Source organism: Thioclava sp. PTB-PU3-1, from assembly GCF_055666785.1.
On sequence record NZ_JBVNVL010000002.1, the window covers coordinates 773,370 to 792,402 of the forward strand.

Here is a 19,033-nt window from a genome sequence, read left to right on the forward strand (position 1 = left end):
GCTTTGCGGCGCCGCCACCCTCCTGACGGGGGGCGGCGCTACGCCTCGTCCTGAAGTCGCGCGAGAGCGGCGGCGCACATGCCCGCGCCCAGCCATTGGCATTCGGCGCAGATCGTCTGATGCACATCGGCGGGCAGGGCGGCCATCCGCTCCTGCGCCTCGCCCCATGTCAGCACATCGCCCGGCGCAATATCCAGCGCCTCGGCATGGGCCGCGTCCAGCCGGTCGATCTTCGCCTGCGCGGTGCATCCCGATCCGCGCCGCGACGGGCAGGGGCCGCAGATGTCATCCGCCGCGCCCACCACTTCGATCTCCACTGCGGCGCCCTCCGGTTGCCGCAAGCGTCCTTCGACGATCTCGGTCATATTCGCGGTGAAGCGATCCGAATATCCCTTCCCCTCGAAACCGAGCGAGCAGAGGAAATGATGCGGGCGATATGTCAGACGGTCAGCCATGTCTTCGCTCTTGGGTAAATATCCCGGGGGATGAATGGCGCAGCCAGAAGGGGGCAGCGCCCCCTTTTCCCGGGTATCAGAATAGAAAACGGGCCGGAAGGTCTCCCCTCCGGCCCGCAATGATTTGGCATACGCTCAGCGCTTGGCGATATCGACGTAATCGCGATAGGTCGCGCCGGTATAAAGCTGACGCGGGCGACCGATCTTGCCGGTCGGATCCTCGATCATCTCTTTCCACTGCGAGATCCAGCCGACGGTGCGCGAGAGCGCGAAGATCGGGGTGAACATCGAGGTCGGGAAGCCCATCGCCTCGAGGATGATGCCCGAGTAGAAGTCGACATTCGGATAGAGCTTCTTGGAGACGAAATAGTCGTCCTCCAGAGCGATCTTCTCGAGTTCCTTGGCGACCTGAAGGGTCTCGTTGTCGTGGATGCCGAGCAGGTCGAGCACCTCGTCCGCCGATTCCTTCATGACCTTCGCGCGCGGGTCGAAGTTCTTGTAGACGCGGTGGCCGAAGCCCATCAGGCGGAAGGGGTCATCCTTGTCCTTGGCGCGCTTGATGTATTCCGGGATCTGATCGACGGTGCCGATTTCGCGCAGCATCTCGAGGCAGGCCTGGTTTGCGCCGCCGTGGGCAGGGCCCCAGAGGCAGGCGATGCCGGCTGCGATACAGGCGAACGGGTTCGCGCCCGAGGAGCCTGCCAGACGCACGGTCGAGGTCGAGGCGTTCTGCTCGTGATCGGCATGGAGCGTGAAGATACGGTCCATCGCCTTCGCGAGCGCCGGCTCGATCTTGTAGTCTTCGGCCGGGACCGAGAAACACATGTGCAGGAAGTTCTCGGCGTAGCTCAGCTCGTTCTTCGGATAGACGAAGGGCTGACCGATCGAATACTTGTAGGCCATCGCGGCGATCGTCGGCAGCTTCGCGATCAGACGGATCGAAGCGACTTCGCGCTGCCACGGGTCCGAGATGTCGAGGCTGTCGTGATAGAAGGCCGAGAGCGCGCCCACGACGCCGACCATGGTCGCCATCGGGTGGCTGTCACGGCGGAAGCCCTGGAAGAACTGCTTCATCTGCTCGTGGATCATCGTGTGACGGGTCACGCGATATTCGAAATCTTCCATCTGCTGCTTGCTCGGCAGTTCCCCGTAGAGAAGCAGGTAGCACACTTCGAGATAGTGCGATTCCGAGGCGAGCTGGTCGATCGGGTAGCCGCGATACAGCAGCTCGCCCTTGCCACCATCAATGAAGGTGATCTTGGACTCGCAGGCTGCGGTCGAAGTGAAGCCCGGATCGTAGGTGAAGACGTCGGCTTGACCGTAGAGCTTGCGGATATCGAGCACGTCGGGACCAGCCGAGGGCGAGAGCACGGGAAGCTCATAGGTTTGTCCGTCAAGCGAGAGCGTGGCGGTCTTCGAATTGTCTGCCATGTAAATTCCCTTTCATCCTCCGGCTGGGCCGCGCCGGTCTATCGCGTCCGGACAGGCGTCCGGAGAGGGCGGCCAGGCCTCAGGCCGCCTGATCGTCGAGTCGTGCCAGAGTCTCCTCTTGGCCCAAAACGAGCATCATATCGAATACGCTGGGGGTAGCCGCTCGCCCCGCCAAGGCCGCCCGCATCGGAGCAGCGACCTTCCCAAGGCCCAGTCCGTGCGCTTCGGCAACCTGTCCGACGGCGGCTTCCAGGTCTTCCCGCGACCAATTAGCGCGTTGCAGCGCAAAGGTCAATTCACTCAGTATACCACGGGATACATCATTGAGCGCCTTGGCCGCTTTCTCTTCGATCTCGATCGGGCGCTGCGTCAGAGAGAAATGCGCCTTTTCAAGAAGTTGCGGCAACAACTTCGCCGAGCCCTTCACGATGGGAAGCGTGCGCATAAGCGCAGATTTCTGTGCGTCACCCAGCGGCGGTTTTTCTGCAGCTGCGAGATAACCTTCGATTTCGCGCAGCAATTCGGCCTCATCGGTGATGGCGATATGCTGGCCGCAGATATTTTCGAGCTTCTTGAAGTCGAGCCGCGCCGGCGCCTTGTTGATGCCGGTGATGTCGAACCATTCCTTCGCCTGATCGTCGGTGAAGAATTCGTCGTCGCCATGGCTCCAGCCGAGCCGCGCGAGGTAGTTGCGCATCCCCGTCGCGGGATAGCCCATGGCCTGATACTGCTCGAGGCCGACCGCGCCGTGGCGCTTCGACAGCTTCTTGCCGTCGGGGCCGTGGATCAGCGGGATATGCGCGAAGGTGGGCACGTCCCAGCCCATCGCGCGATAGACCAGCATCTGCCGCGCGGCATTGACGAGATGGTCGTCCCCGCGGATCACATGGGTCACGCCCATATCATGGTCATCGACGACAACGGCCAGCATGTAAGTCGGTGTGCCATCAGAACGTAAACAAATCATGTCATCGAGCTGATCGTTGCGGATCGTCACCTCGCCCTGCACGGCGTCGGTGATCACGGTCGTGCCCTCGCGGGGCGCTTTCAGACGGATCACATAGGGCGCATCCGGATGCGTCGCGGGATCGGCATCGCGCCACGGCGAGGGGAACATCTGCCCCTTGTTCGCCGGGTCCTCGCGGAAGGCCGCGATCTCTTCCTGCGTGGAGAAGCACTTATAGGCGTGGCCTTTCTCCAGCATTTGATGGGCGACCTCGGCATGGCGCGCCGCGCCCGCAGCTTGGCTCACCACGTCGCCGTCATAATCGAGCCCAAGCCATTCGAGCCCCTGCAGGATCGCCGCCGTGGCCTCGGGGGTGGAGCGTTCGCGATCGGTATCCTCGATACGGAGCAGGAATTTGCCGCCGCGCCCACGGGCATAGAGCCAGTTGAACAGCGCCGTGCGCGCACCGCCGATATGCAGATAGCCGGTGGGAGAGGGGGCGAAACGGGTGACAATCTGGTCGGACATGTCGGGACCTTTCTTCGCGGGCTCTTACCGGCCCGCGTTAACCTATCGGAAACCATCAAGCGCATAGGCTTTCTCGGCTCGATGCATAAGCAGGGACGGGGCCGAGGACAAGCATGGCGATCAATGCCGAACCCGGCGACTGGGCGCAGGCGGAGGGCGCGACGGGCGCGGGGCGCGCTCCGCGTCTGATCGCGGCGCTCTTCGGGGGGCTCTCCGATCCGCTGGGCGCGCTGGCGCGGGCCCGCGCGCAGCTTTTCCTGTGGATGCCGGTGGCGCTCGGCGTCGGGGTCGGTGCGTATTTCTCCCTCGGCGTCGAGCCGGGATGGCCTATCTACCTGAGCACGCTCGTAATCTGCGTACTCTCGCTTACGCTTTGGCTGTGCGCTGCGGCATGGTTTCGGCTGCCCGCGGCGCTGATCGCCCTTGCGGCTCTGGGGCTGTTGCTCGCGGGGCTGCGCGCCCATCTCGTCGCCGCCCCGGTGCTGCAGTATCGCTACTACGGCCCCGTCAGCGGGCGGATCGTGAAGATCGACCGCGCGCGCTCCGACCTGATCCGGCTGACGCTGGACCGGGTGCGGATCGACCGGATTCCTCCCGCCAAGACCCCTGCGCGGGTGCGCGTGACGCTGCATGGCGATCAAAGTCAGTTCAGCCCCGAGCCCGGCACGCAGGTCATGCTCACGGCGAATCTCTCTCCCCCGCCGCCGCCAGCGGCCCCAAGGGATTACGATTTTCGCCGCACCGCTTGGTTCGACCGGCTCGGCGCGATCGGCTATACCCGCGCGCCGGTGATGCGAGTGGCGCCGCCCGATCCCGGCGATTGGGCAATGGCGGCGCATCGCGCGCGGATGCGGCTTTCTGCGGCGATCCAATCGCGGATCGCGGGACAGCCCGGCGCGGTCGCGGCGGCTTTGATGACCGGCGATCGCTCGGGGTTGAGCGAGGCCACGCGCGAGGTGATGCGCCGCTCCAGCCTCGCCCATTTGATCGCGATTTCCGGGCTGCATATGGGGATGCTGGCGGGCTTCGTCTTCGGTCTGGTGCGTTACGGGTTGGCGCTGGCGGGGCGCCCGGCCCTGATCTGGCCCACGAAGAAACTGGCCGCCATCGCGGCGCTGGTTGCGGCCAGCGCCTATCTCTGGCTCGCGGGGCCTGCTGTCTCGACCCAGCGCGCTTGGATCATGGTGTCGATCATGCTTCTCGCGGTGCTCTTCGACCGGCGCGCGCTGAGCCTGCGCACCGTCGCGCTCGCCGCGACGCTCTTGTTGATCTGGCAGCCCGAGAGCCTGACCGAGCCTGGCTTCCAGATGTCCTTCGCCGCGACCACCGCGCTGATCGTGGCGCTGGGTCCGTGGACCCGCGCGGCGTGCCATCTGCCGCGCCTGCTGCGCCCGGTCCTGATGCTGGTCGCGACCTCTCTGATCGCAGGCGCGGCCACCGCACCGATCGTGGCCGCGCAGTTTCACAGGCTCTCGGAATACGGGGTGCTGGCCAACCTCTTCGCGGTGCCCGCAATGGGGCTCGTGATCATGCCGATGGGCGTGCTCGCGGCGCTGCTCGCCCCCCTCGGTCTGAGTGGTCCCGCGCTTTGGGCGATGGGGCAAGGCACGGCGTGGATCTTGCGCGTGGCGGAGTGGGTGAGCGGCCTCGACGGCTCGGTTCTCGCGATCGTCCAGCCGGGGCCGTGGGTGATCCCTTTGATTGCGCTTGGCGCGTTGGGGGCGATCCTGACGCGCGGGGCCGTGCGCAGTGTGAGCGTCGTGTTGATCGCCGTGGCTTGCGCGTTATGGCTGCGCGCCGGGGCGGAGCGTCCGGCGCTGCTGATCGCGCCCGAGGCGCAGCAGGTCGGTCTGATGACCTCGCAAGGCCGGGCGCTGTCGAAGCCGGGCGCGGGGTTCATCTCCGAACGCTGGCTAGCGGCGGATGGCGATCCGGCGTCGCTGGAAGAGGCCGCCGCACGCCCCGCCTTCTCTGGGCCGCGCGGTGCGCGGATTGCGCAGTTTCGACGCGCTCCGCTCGCCCATCTCACTGGAAAATCGGCAAAAGAGGCTCTGCCTGCAATTTGCGCGAAGGGCGGCATCGTCGTGATTTCCAGTAAGATCGAAGCGCCCACGGGCCTCTGCGATCTATGGGACGCCGCGCGCCTGCGGGAGGCTGGCGCTGTCGGCTTCAGCGCCACGGGCGAGGTCACGACGACTGCGCAAATCAAGGGTCGTCGCCCTTGGACGCGCCCCTGATCTTCGCTCTTTCCAAATATCTCCGCCGGAGGCTCCAGCCCACGCCACCCGCGCGACATACGAAAAAGAGCGCCCCGCAGGACGCTCTTTCCCAGGAATTCACCAAATCTCAGTAGCTCCGGATCAGCCCGACGAGCCGCCCCTGCACCTTCACCTGATCGTCGCGCAGCAGCCGCGTCTCATAGGCCGGGTTCGCGGCTTCCAGCGCGATCATCCCGCTGCGCCGGTAGAAGCGTTTCAGCGTCGCCTCATGGCCCTCGACCAGCGCGACCACGATATCACCATTGTCGGCGGTGCCCTGTTCGCGGATCACCACGACATCGCCGTCGTTGATCCCGGCCTCGATCATCGAGTCGCCTTTGACCTCGAGCGCGTAATGCTCCCCACGACCGCTCAGCATCGAGCCGGGGACGGCGACGTGATGCGAGACCTCCGAGATCGCCTCGATCGGGACACCTGCGGCGATCCGGCCCATCACCGGCAGTTCCAGCGCGTGGATCACGTCGACCGGCATCGCGCCGCGCGGCGGGTCGGTCTTGTCACCTTCGATCACCTGCGGCGCGAAGCTGCCAGCGCTGTCGCCCGCGGGGGCGCCGAATTTCTTCTCCAGAGCCTCGGGCAGTTTCACGATCTCGATCGCGCGGGCCCGATGGGCGAGGCGGCGGATGAAGCCACGTTCTTCCAGAGCAGTAATCAAACGGTGGATGCCGGATTTCGAGCGCAGGTCCAGCGCGTCCTTCATCTCGTCGAAAGAGGGTGGAACACCGTCCTTCATCATCCGTTTTTGAATGAACTCCAGTAATTCCAGCTGCTTGCGCGTAAGCATCCGCGACCCTCCGTTCCCCGGTCAAGGCACATGTTCAAGGATTGTTCTACCCTTGTTCACGGAGGCTGTCAACGCCCGAGGCGGGTGCGGCTCAATCCAGCGGCAGGATTTCGACCGTCTCGCCTGCCTTGCGCGGCCCGTCGCCCAAGGGGCGGATCAGAAGGCAATTGGCTTGCGACAGGAGGCTCAGCATCGCGGAGTCCTGATTGTCGAAGGACGTGACGCGGGGCAGGGGATCGCCGGGCGCGAGGCGCGCGCGCATGTAATGGGTGCGCGGGCCGGTCGGGCCGGTATCGGTCGCGAGGATCGCCTGTTGCACGCGGCTTTCCGGCGGCAGACCCGAAAGCTTGCGCAGCATCGGGCGCAGGAACAGCTCGGCGCAGACGGTGGCCGAGACGGGGTTGCCCGGCAGGCCCAGCATCGCGGCCTCGCCGATCCGGCCCGCCATCAAGGGCTTGCCGGGGCGCATCGCGATCTTCCAGAAGCTGCGGTCGAGCCCCAGTTCCGCGGCGACCTCACCCACCAGATCATGCGCACCGACCGAGGCGCCGCCCGAGGTCGCCACCAGATCGGCGCCTTTCGCGAGCTCGAACACGGTGCGCAAGCTGTCGCGGTCGTCGCGCGCGATCGGCAGCATGCGGGCCTCGGCGCCCATGCGCTCGGCCAGTGCCGCGACGATGAAGCTGTTGGAGCAGATGATCTGGTCCGGCCCCGGCTCTTCGCCCGGCATCACCAGCTCGTCGCCGGTGGCGATGATTGCGACGATGGGGCGGCGGCGCACGGTGACCGCGGCCACGTTCATCGCGGCCAGCAGGCCCAGATCGCGCGCGGTCAGCGGGCGGTCGGGGCAGAAGCTCTCGCCCTGCGCGAAGTCCTGACCCTTGGGGCGGATATTGGCGTTGCTATCAAGCTCTTGCGGCAGGGTGATCGTGTCGCCTTCACGCGTCACGTTCTCCTGCAGAACGACCACGCCATTCGGGCCCGGCACCGGTGCGCCGGTGAAGATGCGCACGGCTTGGCCCGGAGTCGGCGTGCCTTCATAGGCGCGACCGGCGGCGGCCTCGCCCTCGACGGTGAGCGTCGCGCCGGGCAGGTGGTCGGCCACGTCGATCCAGTAGCCATCCATCGCCGAGCCCGAGAACGGCGGCTGGGTCAGTTGCGCCGTGGCGGGCTCCGCCATGACGCGGCCAAGGGCGTGACGCAGGCTCACGCGCTCGGTGCCCAGCGGCTCGACCAGTGCCAGAACCTTTTCCAGCGCCTCTTCGACGGGCAACAGGCTCATGATGCGCTCCCTTCGGCCTCGTATTTGCCGGATTTCCCGCCGTCTTTCAGCACGACGCGGATACCTTCGATCTGCATGGATTTCTCGACCGCCTTGAGCATGTCATAGACCGTCAGCGCCGCCGCCGACACCGCCGTCAGCGCCTCCATCTCGACGCCGGTCTGACCCGAGGTCTTCACGGTCGCGCGAATCCGAACGCCGGGCAGCGCCTCGTCGGGCTCCAGGTCCAGCGTGACCTTGGTGATCGGCAGCGGGTGGCAGAGCGGGATCAGATCGGAGGTCTTCTTCGCGGCCATGATCCCCGCAATCCGTGCGATGCCCAGAACGTCCCCCTTCTTCGCGGTGCCCTTCAGGACATAGTCCAGCGTTTCGGGCAGCATCACCACGCGCCCCTCGGCCACGGCGATGCGGTCGGTCACCTCCTTATCGGAGACGTCGACCATATGGGCCTGACCGTCCTTGTCGAAATGCGACAGGCTCATGCGACCTCCAGAAGCGTCCGGGTGGCGCCTGCGACATCGTCCTGCCGCATCAGGCTTTCGCCGATCAGGAAGCGGCGCGCGCCGACTTCGGCCATCGCGGCCATATCGTCGCGAGTGAAGATGCCGCTTTCGCAGACCAGATCGCGGCCTTCGGCGAGAATGCTCGGCGCAAGTTCGCGGGTCACGTCGAGCGTAACCTCGAAAGTCTTCAGGTTGCGGTTGTTCACGCCCAGAAGCGGCGATTTCAGGTGTTTGAGCGCGCGCTCGGTCTCTTCCATGTCATGCACTTCGACCAGCACATCCATGCCCCAACCGAAGGCCGCGTCTTCCAGCTCGGCGGCGAGGGTATCCTCGACCGAGGCCATGATGATCAGGATGCAATCGGCGCCCCAGGCACGGGCTTCCGCGACCTGATAGGTGTCATAGAGGAAATCCTTGCGCAAAGCGGGCAGCGAACAGGCCGCGCGCGCCGCCGACAGGAATTCCGGCGCGCCCTGGAACGAGGGCGTGTCGGTCAGCACCGACAGACAGGCCGCGCCGCCCTCTTCATATGCTTTCGCGAGCGAAGGCGGGTCGAAATCGGGGCGGATCAGCCCTTTCGAGGGCGATGCCTTCTTGATCTCGGCGATCAGCCCGTAGCCCGTTTCCGCCTTCGCGGTAAGGGCGTTGGCAAAACCGCGCGTGGACGCCTGCGCCTTGGCCTGAGCCTCAACTTCGCTCAGCGGGCGCGCGGCTTTGGCCGCTTTGATCTCTTCCAGCTTATAGGCTTTGATCTTGTCGAGGATCGTGCTCATCCGGCGACCTCCTGCGTGATGCGGGCGAGCGTTTCCAGCGCGGTCTTCGCCTTTCCGCTATCGATGCTCTCGGCGGCCATTTCCGCCCCGGATTTCAGGTCTGCGACCTTGTCGGCCACGACGAGCGCGGCAGCCGCGTTGAAGATCACCGCGTCGCGATAGGCAGAAGCCTCGCCATCCATCAGCGCGCGCAGGGCGGTGGCGTTCTCGGCCGCCGTGCCGCCAACCAGATCCTTGAACTTGTGCACGGGCAGGCCCGCATCCTCGGGGTGGATCTGGATCGACTCGATGCGGCCATTTTCCAGCGCGGCGACTTCGGTCGTGCCGCAAATGGTGATCTCGTCGGTCCCGTCCGAGCCATGCACCAACCATGCCTTCTCGGAGCCGAGCATCTGCAGCGTCTCGGCCATCGGGAAGATCAGGTCGGGCGCGAAAGCCCCGGTCAGCTGCCGCTTCACGCCTGCGGGGTTGGTCAGGGGGCCGAGGATGTTGAAGATCGTCTTGCAGCCCAGTTCCTGACGCACCGGCATGACGTGACGCATCGCGGGGTGGTGGATTTGCGCCATCATGAAGCCGATCCCGGCCTCGGCCAGACCGCGCTCGGTCGCCTCGGGACCGGCCATCACGTCGATGCCGAGCTCGGATTGCACATCCGCCGTGCCCGATTTCGATGAGGCCGCGCGGTTGCCATGTTTCGCGACCGGCACGCCCGCGCCCGCCACGACGAAGGCCGCAGCCGTCGAGATGTTGAGCGTGTGCATCCCGTCGCCGCCGGTGCCCACGATATCCATCGCGCCTTCTGGGGCTTTCACCGGCACGCATTTCGCACGCATCGCGGCGGCGGCGGCGGCATATTCCGACACGGATTCCCCGCGCGCCCGCAGCGCCATCAGCAAACCGCCGACCTGTGCCGGTGAGGCTTCGCCTTCGAACAGCAACTGGAACGCCATTTCGGCCTGCGCGCGGCTCAGCGGACCTTCCGACGCCGCGAAAATCAGCGGCTTCATCGCTTCGCTCATCGGTTGGCTCATGCGGGCACCTTCAGGCTGACGCCTGCCTCTGTCAGGAAATTCTTCAGCATCGCGTGGCCATGCTCGGAGGCGATGGATTCCGGGTGGAATTGCACGCCCTCGATCGGCAGCTCGCGATGACGCAGGCCCATGATCGTGCCGTCGTCCAGCTCGGCGGTGATCTCGAGGCAGTCGGGCAGGCTCTCGCGCTCCACGATCAGCGAGTGGTAGCGCGTCGCTTTCAGCGGAGAGGGCAGGCCCTTGAAGCAGCCTTTGCCCTCGTGGCGGATCTCGCCCATCTTGCCATGCACGATCTCGGAGGCGCGCACCACTTTCCCGCCAAAGGCCTGACCGATGGTCTGATGCCCCAGACAGACGCCGAACAGCGGCAGTTTCGCTTCGGCGGCGGCCATCACCAGCGGCAGGCAGATGCCCGCCTGATCGGGATCGCAAGGCCCGGGCGACAGCACGATCGCCTCGGCGCCCATGCCCATCGCGTCTTGCACGTTCAGCGCGTCGTTACGCCAGACCTTCACATCGGCGCCCAGCTCGCCAAAATAGTGCACCAAATTATAGGTGAAGCTGTCATAATTATCGATGAGCAGCAGCATGGCCGGGCCCTTTCGTTTGTTGGCCCCCGGCGTCCCCCATGCACTCAAGCGCCGATGCGCTTATCAAGGGGGGTGAACCGGGGAACGGGTCGGGCTATAGATGCTATCAGCGAAGGGTCGGGGTCAAGGGCAGTCCCCGGGAAAAGCCGCGCATCAAGAGCGGTGAAGATGGAGGCAGGCAATGATGCGATCTGTGATGAAGGGCGGACTGGCCGGTCTGCTGGTCGCGGTACTCGGTGCGGGCGTGATGTCGTTGATCTTCCCGGCGCCGAAAGAGCCCGGCGCAGAGATCAAGCTCGCCGGAAGCCCGACGCCCGAAGAACCCGCGAATGTGGACCTGCCCGCGGGCTCCGATTTCTCGCGCCCCGCGACCGATCGCACGCCCTCGATGCCGACACCGGACGGGGCGCCGATTTCAGCGCCGACCAAGACGCCGCGCGTGTCCGAGCCGCAGCCGAGCCTCGCGCCGCCCAGTGCCGACGAAATCCAAAGCGCCGCGCGCCCGGAAATGGCGACCGAGATGGCCGAGCCGCGTCCCGAGGCGGACGGGGAGACCGTCGCGCTCGCCGAGCCGGTCACGCCGGAGGCAGGGGCCCAACCCGACAGCGCCCCGCCTGCCTCTTTGCAAGGCGCGCCCGCGCCCGATGCCACGCCCGAGATTGCCGCCGCGCGCGCGCCTGCGCCCGAAGCGCAACCGCAGGAGATCGCCGAAACTGCGCCCGCAGCCGAGATGCCCGCGCTGCCCGACGTGACCTTGCAGCCGCCGAAAGCGCCCGAGCAAGCGACGCCGTCTGCCGATGAGGGCGAAACGACCGTCGCGGCGAGCGAGATGCCCGCACTGCCCGAGGCCGAGATCGCCCCCCCCGAGGCGGAGCCCCAAGCGGCCCCGTCGCTCGGTGATATGCCCGCGCCCGATCAGTTGCCGCCCGAGGGGGAGGGCATCGACACCGCGCAGGCCGACAAGCCCGAGATCTCGAACGACCCGGCCACAAGCCCGGACCTGCCCGCCGGGCGCGCCCTGCCGCAAGCCGGGGATGCAGCCCCGATCAAGCCGCGCATCTTCTCGTTGCAAGACGCCCCGTCGCTGCCGGGCAAACCGATGGGCGGGTTCAAATCCGCGCCCGGCGTGGTGGTGGATCGCCTGCCGCAAGTGACGCCTTCGACCGCGCCTTCGCCGGAGGAAGGCCTCGACGCGCAGTCCGCGCAGGACATGCCCGAGGTCGCTGCGGTCGATGCAGCCGATCTGAACCCGATCCAGAAATTCGCAGCCCCCGCACCGATCAGCGACAAGCCGCAAATCTCGCTCGTGCTGATCGATCAGGGCGTGGCGGCCGGCGGGCTCGACCCGGCGACGATCACCGCGAGCGATCTGCCGATGACCATCGCGATCGATCCGACCCGCGACGGCGCGGCTGACGATGCGAAAGCCTTCCGCGCGGCGGGGTTCGAGGTCGCGATCCTCGCAGCCGGGCTCCCCGCGAACGCCGCGCCCGAGGATGTCGAAGTGGCGCTCGAGGCCTGGCGTCACGTGATCCCCGAGGCGGTCGCCGTCGTGGAGCCGCCGCAGCCGCAATTCCAGAACAACCGCCCGCTTGCGCGCCAGATGATCTCGGCGCTCAGCCGCGGCGGGCTGGGTGTGGTGACGCAGAAGAAGGGCTTCGACAGCGCCAACCAGATCGCGACCTCGGCCGATCTGCCGCGCGCGCAGGTCTGGCGCGTGATCGATGACGGGCGCGAGAAGGCCGCGGTGATCTCGCGGATGCTGGCGCGCGCCGATTTCGAGGCGGAGCGTAACGGTTCGGTCGTGGTGATGCTTTCGGCCTGGCCGGAATCGGTTCAGGGGATCGAGGACTGGTATGTCGATGCGCAGAACAAGGTAACGCTGACCCCGGTGTCGGCACTGGCGCTTGACAGCGTGGCGGCTGGCACTCCGGACACCGAGCCGAAAATGGAAAACGCGGGCCAGTAAGCCCGCGTTCTCAAAGCTTGGGAAAAGGCGACTGCCTCAGCCGTTGCCGCGAGTGGCGACGAACAGCCCCGCATCCTCGGCGGCTTTGCGCAGCGCCTTGGACTTGTTGACCGTCTCCATCCATTCGGCCTCGGGGTCGCTGTCATAGACCACGCCGCCGCCCGCCTGAATGTAGAGCGTCTTGTCCTTCACCACCGCCGTGCGCAGCGCGATGCACATGTCCATCTCGCCATTGGCCGCGAAATAGCCCACGGCGCCGCCATAGATGCCGCGTTTCTCCGGCTCCAGCTCGTCGATGATTTCCATCGCGCGGACCTTGGGTGCGCCGGAGACCGTGCCCGCGGGCAGACCGGCCAGCAGCGCCGAGAGCGCGTCCTGATCATCGGCCAGCTCGCCCACGACGTTCGAGACGATATGCATGACGTGGCTGTAACGCTCGATGATGAATTTCTCGGTCGGGTGGACCGAGCCAATCTTCGCGACGCGCCCCACATCGTTGCGGCCCAGATCGAGCAGCATCAGGTGCTCGGCCAGTTCCTTTTTGTCGGCCAGCAGGTCCTCTTCCAGCGCCTTGTCCTCGGCGGGCGTCGCGCCGCGCGGACGGGTGCCCGCGATCGGGCGGATCGTCACCTCGCCCTCGCGCACGCGCACGAGGATCTCGGGCGAAGCGCCCACGATCTGGAAGCCCCCGAAGTTCAGGAAGAACATGAAGGGGGAGGGGTTGGTGCGTCGCAAGCTGCGGTAAAGCGCGAAGGGCGGCAGCGGGAAATGCGCCGACCAGCGCTGTGCCGGAACCACCTGGAAGATGTCGCCCGCGCGGATGTAATCCTTCGCCTTCTCCACGGCGGACATGTAGCCCTCTTTCGTGAAGTTCGAATGCATCTCGCCGACCTGCAGGCTCTCGCCCAGATCGCGGCTCTCCACCGGGGTGCGGTCGAGATCGCGCAGCGCATCCGAGACGCGTTCGGCGGCCTGCGCATAGGCCGCACGCGCGGACTTGCCCTCGGCCTGGAAGGCCGGCGCGCAGATGATCACGTCGCCCTTCACCCCGTCGAGCACGGCCACGACCGACGGGCGCAGCAGCATCGCGTCGGGCACGCCCAGCGGATCGGGGTTCACGTTCGGCAGCTTTTCGACCAGACGGATGGTGTCGTAACCGAGATAGCCGAACAGACCCGCCGCCGCGGCGGGCAGATCGTCGGGCATCTCGATGCGGCTTTCAGCGATCAGGGCGCGCAGGCTGTCGAACGGGTGGCCCGGAAGGTCCTCCCACGCCTCGTCGAAGCGCGCCGAGCGGTTGATCCGTGCCTGCTCGCCCCGGCATTCCCAGATCACGTCAGGCTTCATGCCGACGATCGAGTAGCGCCCGCGAACCTCGCCGCCGGTCACCGATTCCAGCATGAAGGAATTCGGCTGCGCCTCGGCGAGCTTGAGCATCAGCGAGACGGGCGTGTCCAGATCGGCCGCGAGACGCGCGTAGACGAGCTGGTTTTCACCCTTGGCCCAGCGTTCCTCGAACGCCTCGAAAGAGGGGGAGAGAGCGACCACGGTGGGCCTCCTTACTGCATCTGCGACTGCACGGCGGTCACGGTCTGGTTGTCGAGATCGAGCCCGGCTTCCGACTCCACGGCGGTCGCGTAGAAATTGAGCAGGTCATTGGCCAGCGAGTTCGACAGCTGGGTACCGATCTGACCCGAGATCAGCTTGGTGTCGGCATCTTCCATATCCGCCGGAATGACCTTGTCGGTGACGAAGACATAGACCTTGCCGTTGGCGGTGATCTGCGCGGGCTTGCCCGGTTCGGTCTTGAAGACCTTCGAGATCACCGGCGGCGGCAGTTCGTCGGAATAGCCGCCCCGGCCGATGCTCGCGACCTTGGTGGTCAGCACGCCGGTCTCGCCCAGCGACTTGCCGCCCTCGACCGCCGAGACGATCTCCTTGGCGCGGTCCTCTTCGGCCTGCACCACCTGATCGGCGCGCCATGCCGCCGCGACCTCGTCCTTCACATCGGCGAAGGGCTTGGGCTGGGGCGGCACGATCTTGTTGAGGCGCAGCGCGAAGACGCCGCCATCCGAGAGCGTCTGTAGATCGGGATAGGCGTCGGTCGTGGCCTCGTCGGCCGCTTTGCGGAACTCGTCATAGCCCGCGATGCCGTCGGTGCTGTCGGCGGTGTAGTCGATCTGGCCAAGCTCCATATCGGTTTCCTTGGCCATTTCCTCGAGCGTCGCGCCGCCTGCCAGACGGTCCTGCAGATCTTCGCTCATCTTGCCGATCTCGTTGCGCGCTTTCTCTGCTTCGGCATCGCCCGCGAGTTCGTCGCGCGCTTCGGCAAAGGAGGTTTCCTGCGCATCGATGATGCCGTTCACCTTGAACAGGGCCGGGCCCAGATCGGTCTCGACGGGGCCGACCACGGTGTTGTTCTCGGCCGAGAAGACCGGATCGGCAGCCTTGCCCAGATCGTCGCGGGTCACATCGCCCAGATCGGCGTCGTCGAGCGACAGGCCGCGATCCTTGGCGAGATCGGCGAAGGTTGCGCCGCCATCCAGCTTGGCTTTCGCGGCCTTGGCTGCGTCCATGTCGGAGTAGACGAGACGCTCCACAAGGCGCTTCTCGGGCTGCTTGAACTCGTCGGCGCGGCGCTCGTATTCGGCCTTCAGCGTGGCGTCGTCGATCTTGACCTTGTCGGCCAGCATGTCCGGCGTCAGCCACGCATAGGTGATGTCGCGCGTCTGCGGCGCGGTGAATTGATCGATGTGGTCGTTGTAATAGGTCTGAAGCTGATCGTCGGTCGGGTCCGGGATCGCCTTGGTCAGATCGCTTTCGCTCACTTCGGCCCAGGTGAAGCCGCGCTTCTCGCTGACATATTTCGTATAGGCGTCGACCACCGGCTTGGGCGCATCCACGCCCCCTGCGACCGCGCCCTGAATGATCGAGCGCGAGAGATCGTCGCGCAGCTGCGCCTCGAATTGCGGCTCGGTATAGCCCTGCTGGCGGAGCGCAAATTTATAGGTCTCGCGGTCGAACTTACCCGAGGCGTTCTGGAAGGCCTGAACGTCGTAGAGCTGTTTTTGCAACTGCTGGTCGCCCACCGACACGCCAAGACGCCGCGCGCCTTCGCCGATCGCGGCCTGACCGATCAGCTTGCCCAGCACCTGCTGGTCGACGCCGGAGGAGCGCATCTGCGCCATCGTGACCGGCTGGCCAAGCTGCTGGCTGCGTTGCTGCATCTCCTGACGCAGGGCGCGAGCGTAATCGTCGACGGTGATCTTGGTGTCGCCGACCGCGCCGACCGCTTTGGCCGAACCGGAGAAATTGCGTAGCCCGAAACCGCCGAGACCAAGGATCAGCATGGCCAGCAAGATCCAGACGACGACACTCTTGCCGTGGCTGCGCATCTTCATCGGGGTTCCTCCTCGGGCATTGTTTGTTGGGCGCTGTTTAGGGCTTTGATTACTGGCCTGCAAGGCTAGCCGCGCGCGAGGCCCGCCAGCCGGTCGCGAAGGGCCGCGATCCCGTCCGTATCGACATTGGCGAAGGCGATCCGCATCTGCTGCGCGGCCCCGTTTGCGCCTTGCGGCATGAACATCGTACCGGGCAGCATCAGCACGCCCGCCTCGCGCACCAGAGCCTGCGCGAAATCAGGAGAGGGGCGGGGATCGGGATGCGTCACATAGGCGAAATAGGCCCCGCAGCCGAGCATCTCCCAGCCTTCCAGATCGGCGAAGGCGGCCTCCATGGCCGCGCGCCGGCGCAGGATTTCCGCGCGTTCGCCCGCGACCCATTGCGACAGGTGCAGCATGCCCCAATGCGCGGCCATCTGACCAAGCTGCGAGGGACAGATCGCGACCGTGTCGAGGAATTTCTCAACCTCGGCGAGGCGCGCCTCGCCCGCGACGATGGCGCCGACGCGGTGGCCCGTCAGGCGATAGGCTTTGGAGAAGGAATAGAGATGGATGAAATAGCGCGGCCAGTCGGGATCCGAGAACAGGTCATGCGGCGCGCCAGTGCGCGAGTCGAAATCGCGATAGGTCTCGTCCACGATCAGCGCGAGCTTGTGCCGCTTGGCCAGATCGGCGAAGGCGCGCAGCAATTCGGCCGGATATTCCGCCCCGCCCGGATTGTTGGGCGAGACCAGCACGATCGCGCGCGTCTTGTCGGTGATCTTTGCGGCGGCCTCCTCCGGGTCGGGCAGAAGCCCCGCGCCGGGGGCCAGCGGCACCGTCTGCACGCCCGCCATGTCGAGCCACATCTTGTGATTGAAATACCACGGCGTCGGCAGGATCACCTCGTCGCCCGGACCTGCGAGCGTGGCCAGCGTCGCGCAAAACGCCTGATTGCAGCCTTGCGTGATCGCGACCTGACGCGCTGCGATCTCGCCGCCATAGGCGAGGCCCCATTGATGCGCGAGTTCCGCACGCAGATCGGGCAGGCCCAGAACGGGGCCGTAAAGATGCGCCTGCGGATCGTTCAGCGCGGCCTCGGCGATCGCCTGACGCAGCGCCTCGGGCGGCGGATCGACAGGGGCTGCCTGAGAGACATTGATCAACGGGCGATCGGCGGCGAACTCGACCCCGTCGAGCCAGCGCCGCGCCTCCATGACCGGGGGCGGGAAGGTGGCGGCGAGGGCGGGATTGAGCGGATGCGGCATGGGGGTCCTTCTGGATGATCGGCGCGAGATCAGCAGAGCGTCGCGCGCTTGGCAAGAGGCGGGAGCCTCCGGCGGGGATATTTGGATCGAGAAGAAGGGGTTTGCGCTTACTCTTGGCGAAACTATCGCCGGGCAGGCGAAGGGAGGCGGCGCGCCCTAGCTGCGTCTCTCACGGTGATTGCGCCAAGCGAAGTTGTGCCGCACGTACCATTCGCGCAGGGTCAGCGCGATCACAACGAGATCCAGCACCGTCAGCGCCAGCATGCCCGCACCATGGTTCAGGCTATAGAGATACATCTGGTAGGCCACGAAGCCCGTCATCATCACGATCGCCATCGGATAGGCCCAGATCAGCCCGCGGATCAGCAGCAGCACGACGACAAGTTTCAGCAAGCCGTGGCTGGTGAAATAGAAGCCGTAGAAATCCTGCGTCTGGATCGAGAAGTGATGGGCCGCGTTCAGGAATGCATTGGCGATGCGGTCATTGGGATCCTCGCGCAGCTCGCGCGCGGTCAGCCAATGCGCCGCATCGAACAGCGCATTCTTCGGCAGGCCGAGAAGCGCGAGGCCAGACAGCGTTTCCGCAATCTCGAAGATTGCCTTGATGATCAGGCTGACCTCGAAGAGCCAGTGCAGGAACCGACCCAGAGGGGTTCCGGGGGCGCCGAATTTCACCGATCAGTCCGTGCCGCGATACGGCTGCACATATTGCAGCGCCATGTCCCAGGGGAAGAAGATCCAGGTGTCCTGGCTGACCTCGGTGATGAAGGTATCGACCAGCGGCGCGCCCATCGGCTTGGCGTAGACGGTGGCGAATTGCGCCTTCGGGAAAAGGTCGCGCACCAGCTTCAGCGTGTTGCCGGTATCGACGAGGTCGTCGACGATCAGCACGCCCTCGCCGCCGTTTTCCATCAGGCTCTCTTGCGTCGGCTTGATGACCTGCGCTTCGCGCTGTTCCTGATGGTTGTAGCTTTTGACCGAGATCGTATCGACCGTGCGGATGTCGAGCTCGCGTGCGACGATCGCCGCGGGCACCAGCCCGCCACGGGTGATGCCCACCACCGCGCGCCAGCTGCCGTCGCCCGGGCCCTTGCCGTCGAGGCGCCATGCGAGCGCGCGCGCATCGCGGTGGATCTGGTCCCAGCTGACATGGAAGCCTTTTTCATGCGGCAGACGATCGGACATCGGGGGTCTCCTCAGCTCAGAGCGAGTTTCAGACCGAGCAGCGCCAGCAGGCCGCCAAAGCAGCGCTCGATCACGGTTTTCAGGTTCAGATAGGCCGCGCGCGTCTTCTCGAGCGAGAAGATTCGCGCGACGATGACGTTCCATCCCGCATCGTTGAACATCACGATGCCGAGGATCGCGACATAGGCCCAGGCGGGCGCCGACGGCGGGATGAAGGTCAGGAAGACAGTGCCGAAGAACACGGCGGGTTTGGGGTTGGCGAGCTGGGTCGAGACGCCGAGCCAGATCAGCCGGGGAATGGAGCGGGTGCGCGGCAGGTCGGGGATCTCTTCATCCATCGGATCGCCCGCATGGCGCCACATCTTATAGGCGAGCCAGAGCAGATAGGCCGCGCCCGCGATTTTCAGTGTGGTCAGCAGGGCAGGGGCGACCTTGAAGACGAGGGCGAGGCCGAACAGAGCCGCCGCTGCCCAGATCACCGCGCCCAGGCCGATGCCGAGCGCGAGCCAGATGCCGCGTCCGAAGCCTTCGCGCAGACCCGTGCGCGCAGCCAGCAGCACCGCTGGCCCCGGCGACATCGCCGCGGCCAGATGCACGAAATAGATCGCGGTGAGGGCCGCGAGGGTCAT

The 19,033-nt window shown here is 66.0% G+C and carries 17 protein-coding genes; 2 read left to right on the forward strand and 15 right to left on the reverse strand.

All coding sequences use genetic code 11. The features are described from left to right. Positions 1–38 precede the first annotated feature (38 nt). From ACZ7GB_RS09265 to gltX, 3 genes are all read right to left on the reverse strand, one after another. Positions 39–455 carry a DUF1284 domain-containing protein gene (locus tag ACZ7GB_RS09265; RefSeq protein ID WP_078601722.1) on the reverse strand — a complete coding sequence of 139 codons (417 nt, stop codon included), beginning with the start codon at positions 453–455 and terminating at the stop codon, positions 39–41. A 135-nt stretch (positions 456–590) separates the two neighbouring features. Next, positions 591–1,886 (reverse strand): citrate synthase, encoded by a 1,296-nt coding sequence (gltA, locus tag ACZ7GB_RS09270; protein WP_078520131.1) that lies wholly within the window; start codon positions 1,884–1,886, stop codon positions 591–593. A 79-nt stretch (positions 1,887–1,965) separates the two neighbouring features. Continuing rightward, positions 1,966–3,360, reverse strand: coding sequence for a glutamate--tRNA ligase (gene gltX / locus ACZ7GB_RS09275; protein WP_472158392.1), 1,395 nt, complete (start codon positions 3,358–3,360; stop codon positions 1,966–1,968). A gap of 113 nt (positions 3,361–3,473) precedes the next feature. Here gltX and ACZ7GB_RS09280 point away from each other — a divergent pair, with 113 nt between their 5' ends. Next, positions 3,474–5,597, forward strand: coding sequence for a ComEC/Rec2 family competence protein (locus ACZ7GB_RS09280; RefSeq protein WP_472158393.1), 2,124 nt, complete (start codon positions 3,474–3,476; stop codon positions 5,595–5,597). Positions 5,598–5,706: 109 nt separating this feature from the next. Here the strand turns inward: ACZ7GB_RS09280 and lexA are convergent, their stop codons facing one another. From lexA to ACZ7GB_RS09310, 6 genes are all read right to left on the reverse strand, one after another. Further along, a complete protein-coding gene (gene lexA / locus ACZ7GB_RS09285) occupies positions 5,707–6,423 on the reverse strand; it encodes a transcriptional repressor LexA (protein WP_078547774.1) in 717 nt (238 codons plus the stop codon). 91 nt (positions 6,424–6,514) lie between these two features. Then, a complete protein-coding gene (locus ACZ7GB_RS09290) occupies positions 6,515–7,699 on the reverse strand; it encodes a molybdopterin molybdotransferase MoeA (protein ID WP_472158474.1) in 1,185 nt (394 codons plus the stop codon). Between the two features lie 2 nt (positions 7,700–7,701). Continuing rightward, on the reverse strand, positions 7,702–8,187 hold the full coding sequence (gene moaC, locus ACZ7GB_RS09295) for a cyclic pyranopterin monophosphate synthase MoaC (protein WP_078520127.1): 486 nt from the start codon (positions 8,185–8,187) through the stop codon (positions 7,702–7,704). Further along, positions 8,184–8,981 carry an indole-3-glycerol phosphate synthase TrpC gene (trpC, locus tag ACZ7GB_RS09300; RefSeq protein WP_472158395.1) on the reverse strand — a complete coding sequence of 266 codons (798 nt, stop codon included), beginning with the start codon at positions 8,979–8,981 and terminating at the stop codon, positions 8,184–8,186. The genes moaC and trpC overlap by 4 nt, the downstream gene beginning before the upstream one ends. Continuing rightward, the gene (trpD, locus tag ACZ7GB_RS09305) at positions 8,978–10,000 is read right to left on the reverse strand and encodes an anthranilate phosphoribosyltransferase (protein WP_078542893.1); all 1,023 of its coding nucleotides are present in this window, start codon (positions 9,998–10,000) and stop codon (positions 8,978–8,980) included. Before trpD ends, trpC begins: the two co-directional genes overlap by 4 nt. A gap of 8 nt (positions 10,001–10,008) precedes the next feature. Then, positions 10,009–10,602, reverse strand: a complete 594-nt coding sequence (locus ACZ7GB_RS09310) for an anthranilate synthase component II (protein WP_075775655.1) — start codon at positions 10,600–10,602, stop codon at positions 10,009–10,011. A gap of 181 nt (positions 10,603–10,783) precedes the next feature. Here ACZ7GB_RS09310 and ACZ7GB_RS09315 point away from each other — a divergent pair, with 181 nt between their 5' ends. Then, on the forward strand, positions 10,784–12,571 hold the full coding sequence (locus ACZ7GB_RS09315; protein ID WP_472158397.1) for a divergent polysaccharide deacetylase family protein: 1,788 nt from the start codon (positions 10,784–10,786) through the stop codon (positions 12,569–12,571). Positions 12,572–12,607: 36 nt separating this feature from the next. On the opposite strand, the gene trpE is transcribed toward ACZ7GB_RS09315, so the two are convergent. The 6 genes from trpE to ACZ7GB_RS09345 all read right to left on the reverse strand — a co-directional run bounded on the left by trpE (position 12,608) and on the right by ACZ7GB_RS09345 (position 19,033). Beyond that, positions 12,608–14,119: an anthranilate synthase component I gene (gene trpE, locus ACZ7GB_RS09320; protein ID WP_078542842.1), complete on the reverse strand. Its 1,512-nt coding sequence runs from the start codon at positions 14,117–14,119 to the stop codon at positions 12,608–12,610. Positions 14,120–14,130: 11 nt separating this feature from the next. After that, positions 14,131–15,972 (reverse strand): SurA N-terminal domain-containing protein, encoded by a 1,842-nt coding sequence (locus ACZ7GB_RS09325; RefSeq protein WP_472158398.1) that lies wholly within the window; start codon positions 15,970–15,972, stop codon positions 14,131–14,133. Positions 15,973–16,037: 65 nt separating this feature from the next. Beyond that, positions 16,038–17,219, reverse strand: a complete 1,182-nt coding sequence (locus ACZ7GB_RS09330; RefSeq protein WP_472158399.1) for an aminotransferase — start codon at positions 17,217–17,219, stop codon at positions 16,038–16,040. 156 nt (positions 17,220–17,375) lie between these two features. Next, the gene (locus tag ACZ7GB_RS09335; RefSeq protein WP_078547759.1) at positions 17,376–17,894 is read right to left on the reverse strand and encodes a DUF2127 domain-containing protein; all 519 of its coding nucleotides are present in this window, start codon (positions 17,892–17,894) and stop codon (positions 17,376–17,378) included. Between the two features lie 3 nt (positions 17,895–17,897). Beyond that, the gene (gene gpt / locus ACZ7GB_RS09340) at positions 17,898–18,404 is read right to left on the reverse strand and encodes a xanthine phosphoribosyltransferase (protein ID WP_075775650.1); all 507 of its coding nucleotides are present in this window, start codon (positions 18,402–18,404) and stop codon (positions 17,898–17,900) included. Between the two features lie 11 nt (positions 18,405–18,415). After that, positions 18,416–19,033 carry a LysE family translocator gene (locus tag ACZ7GB_RS09345; RefSeq protein WP_078547756.1) on the reverse strand — a complete coding sequence of 206 codons (618 nt, stop codon included), beginning with the start codon at positions 19,031–19,033 and terminating at the stop codon, positions 18,416–18,418.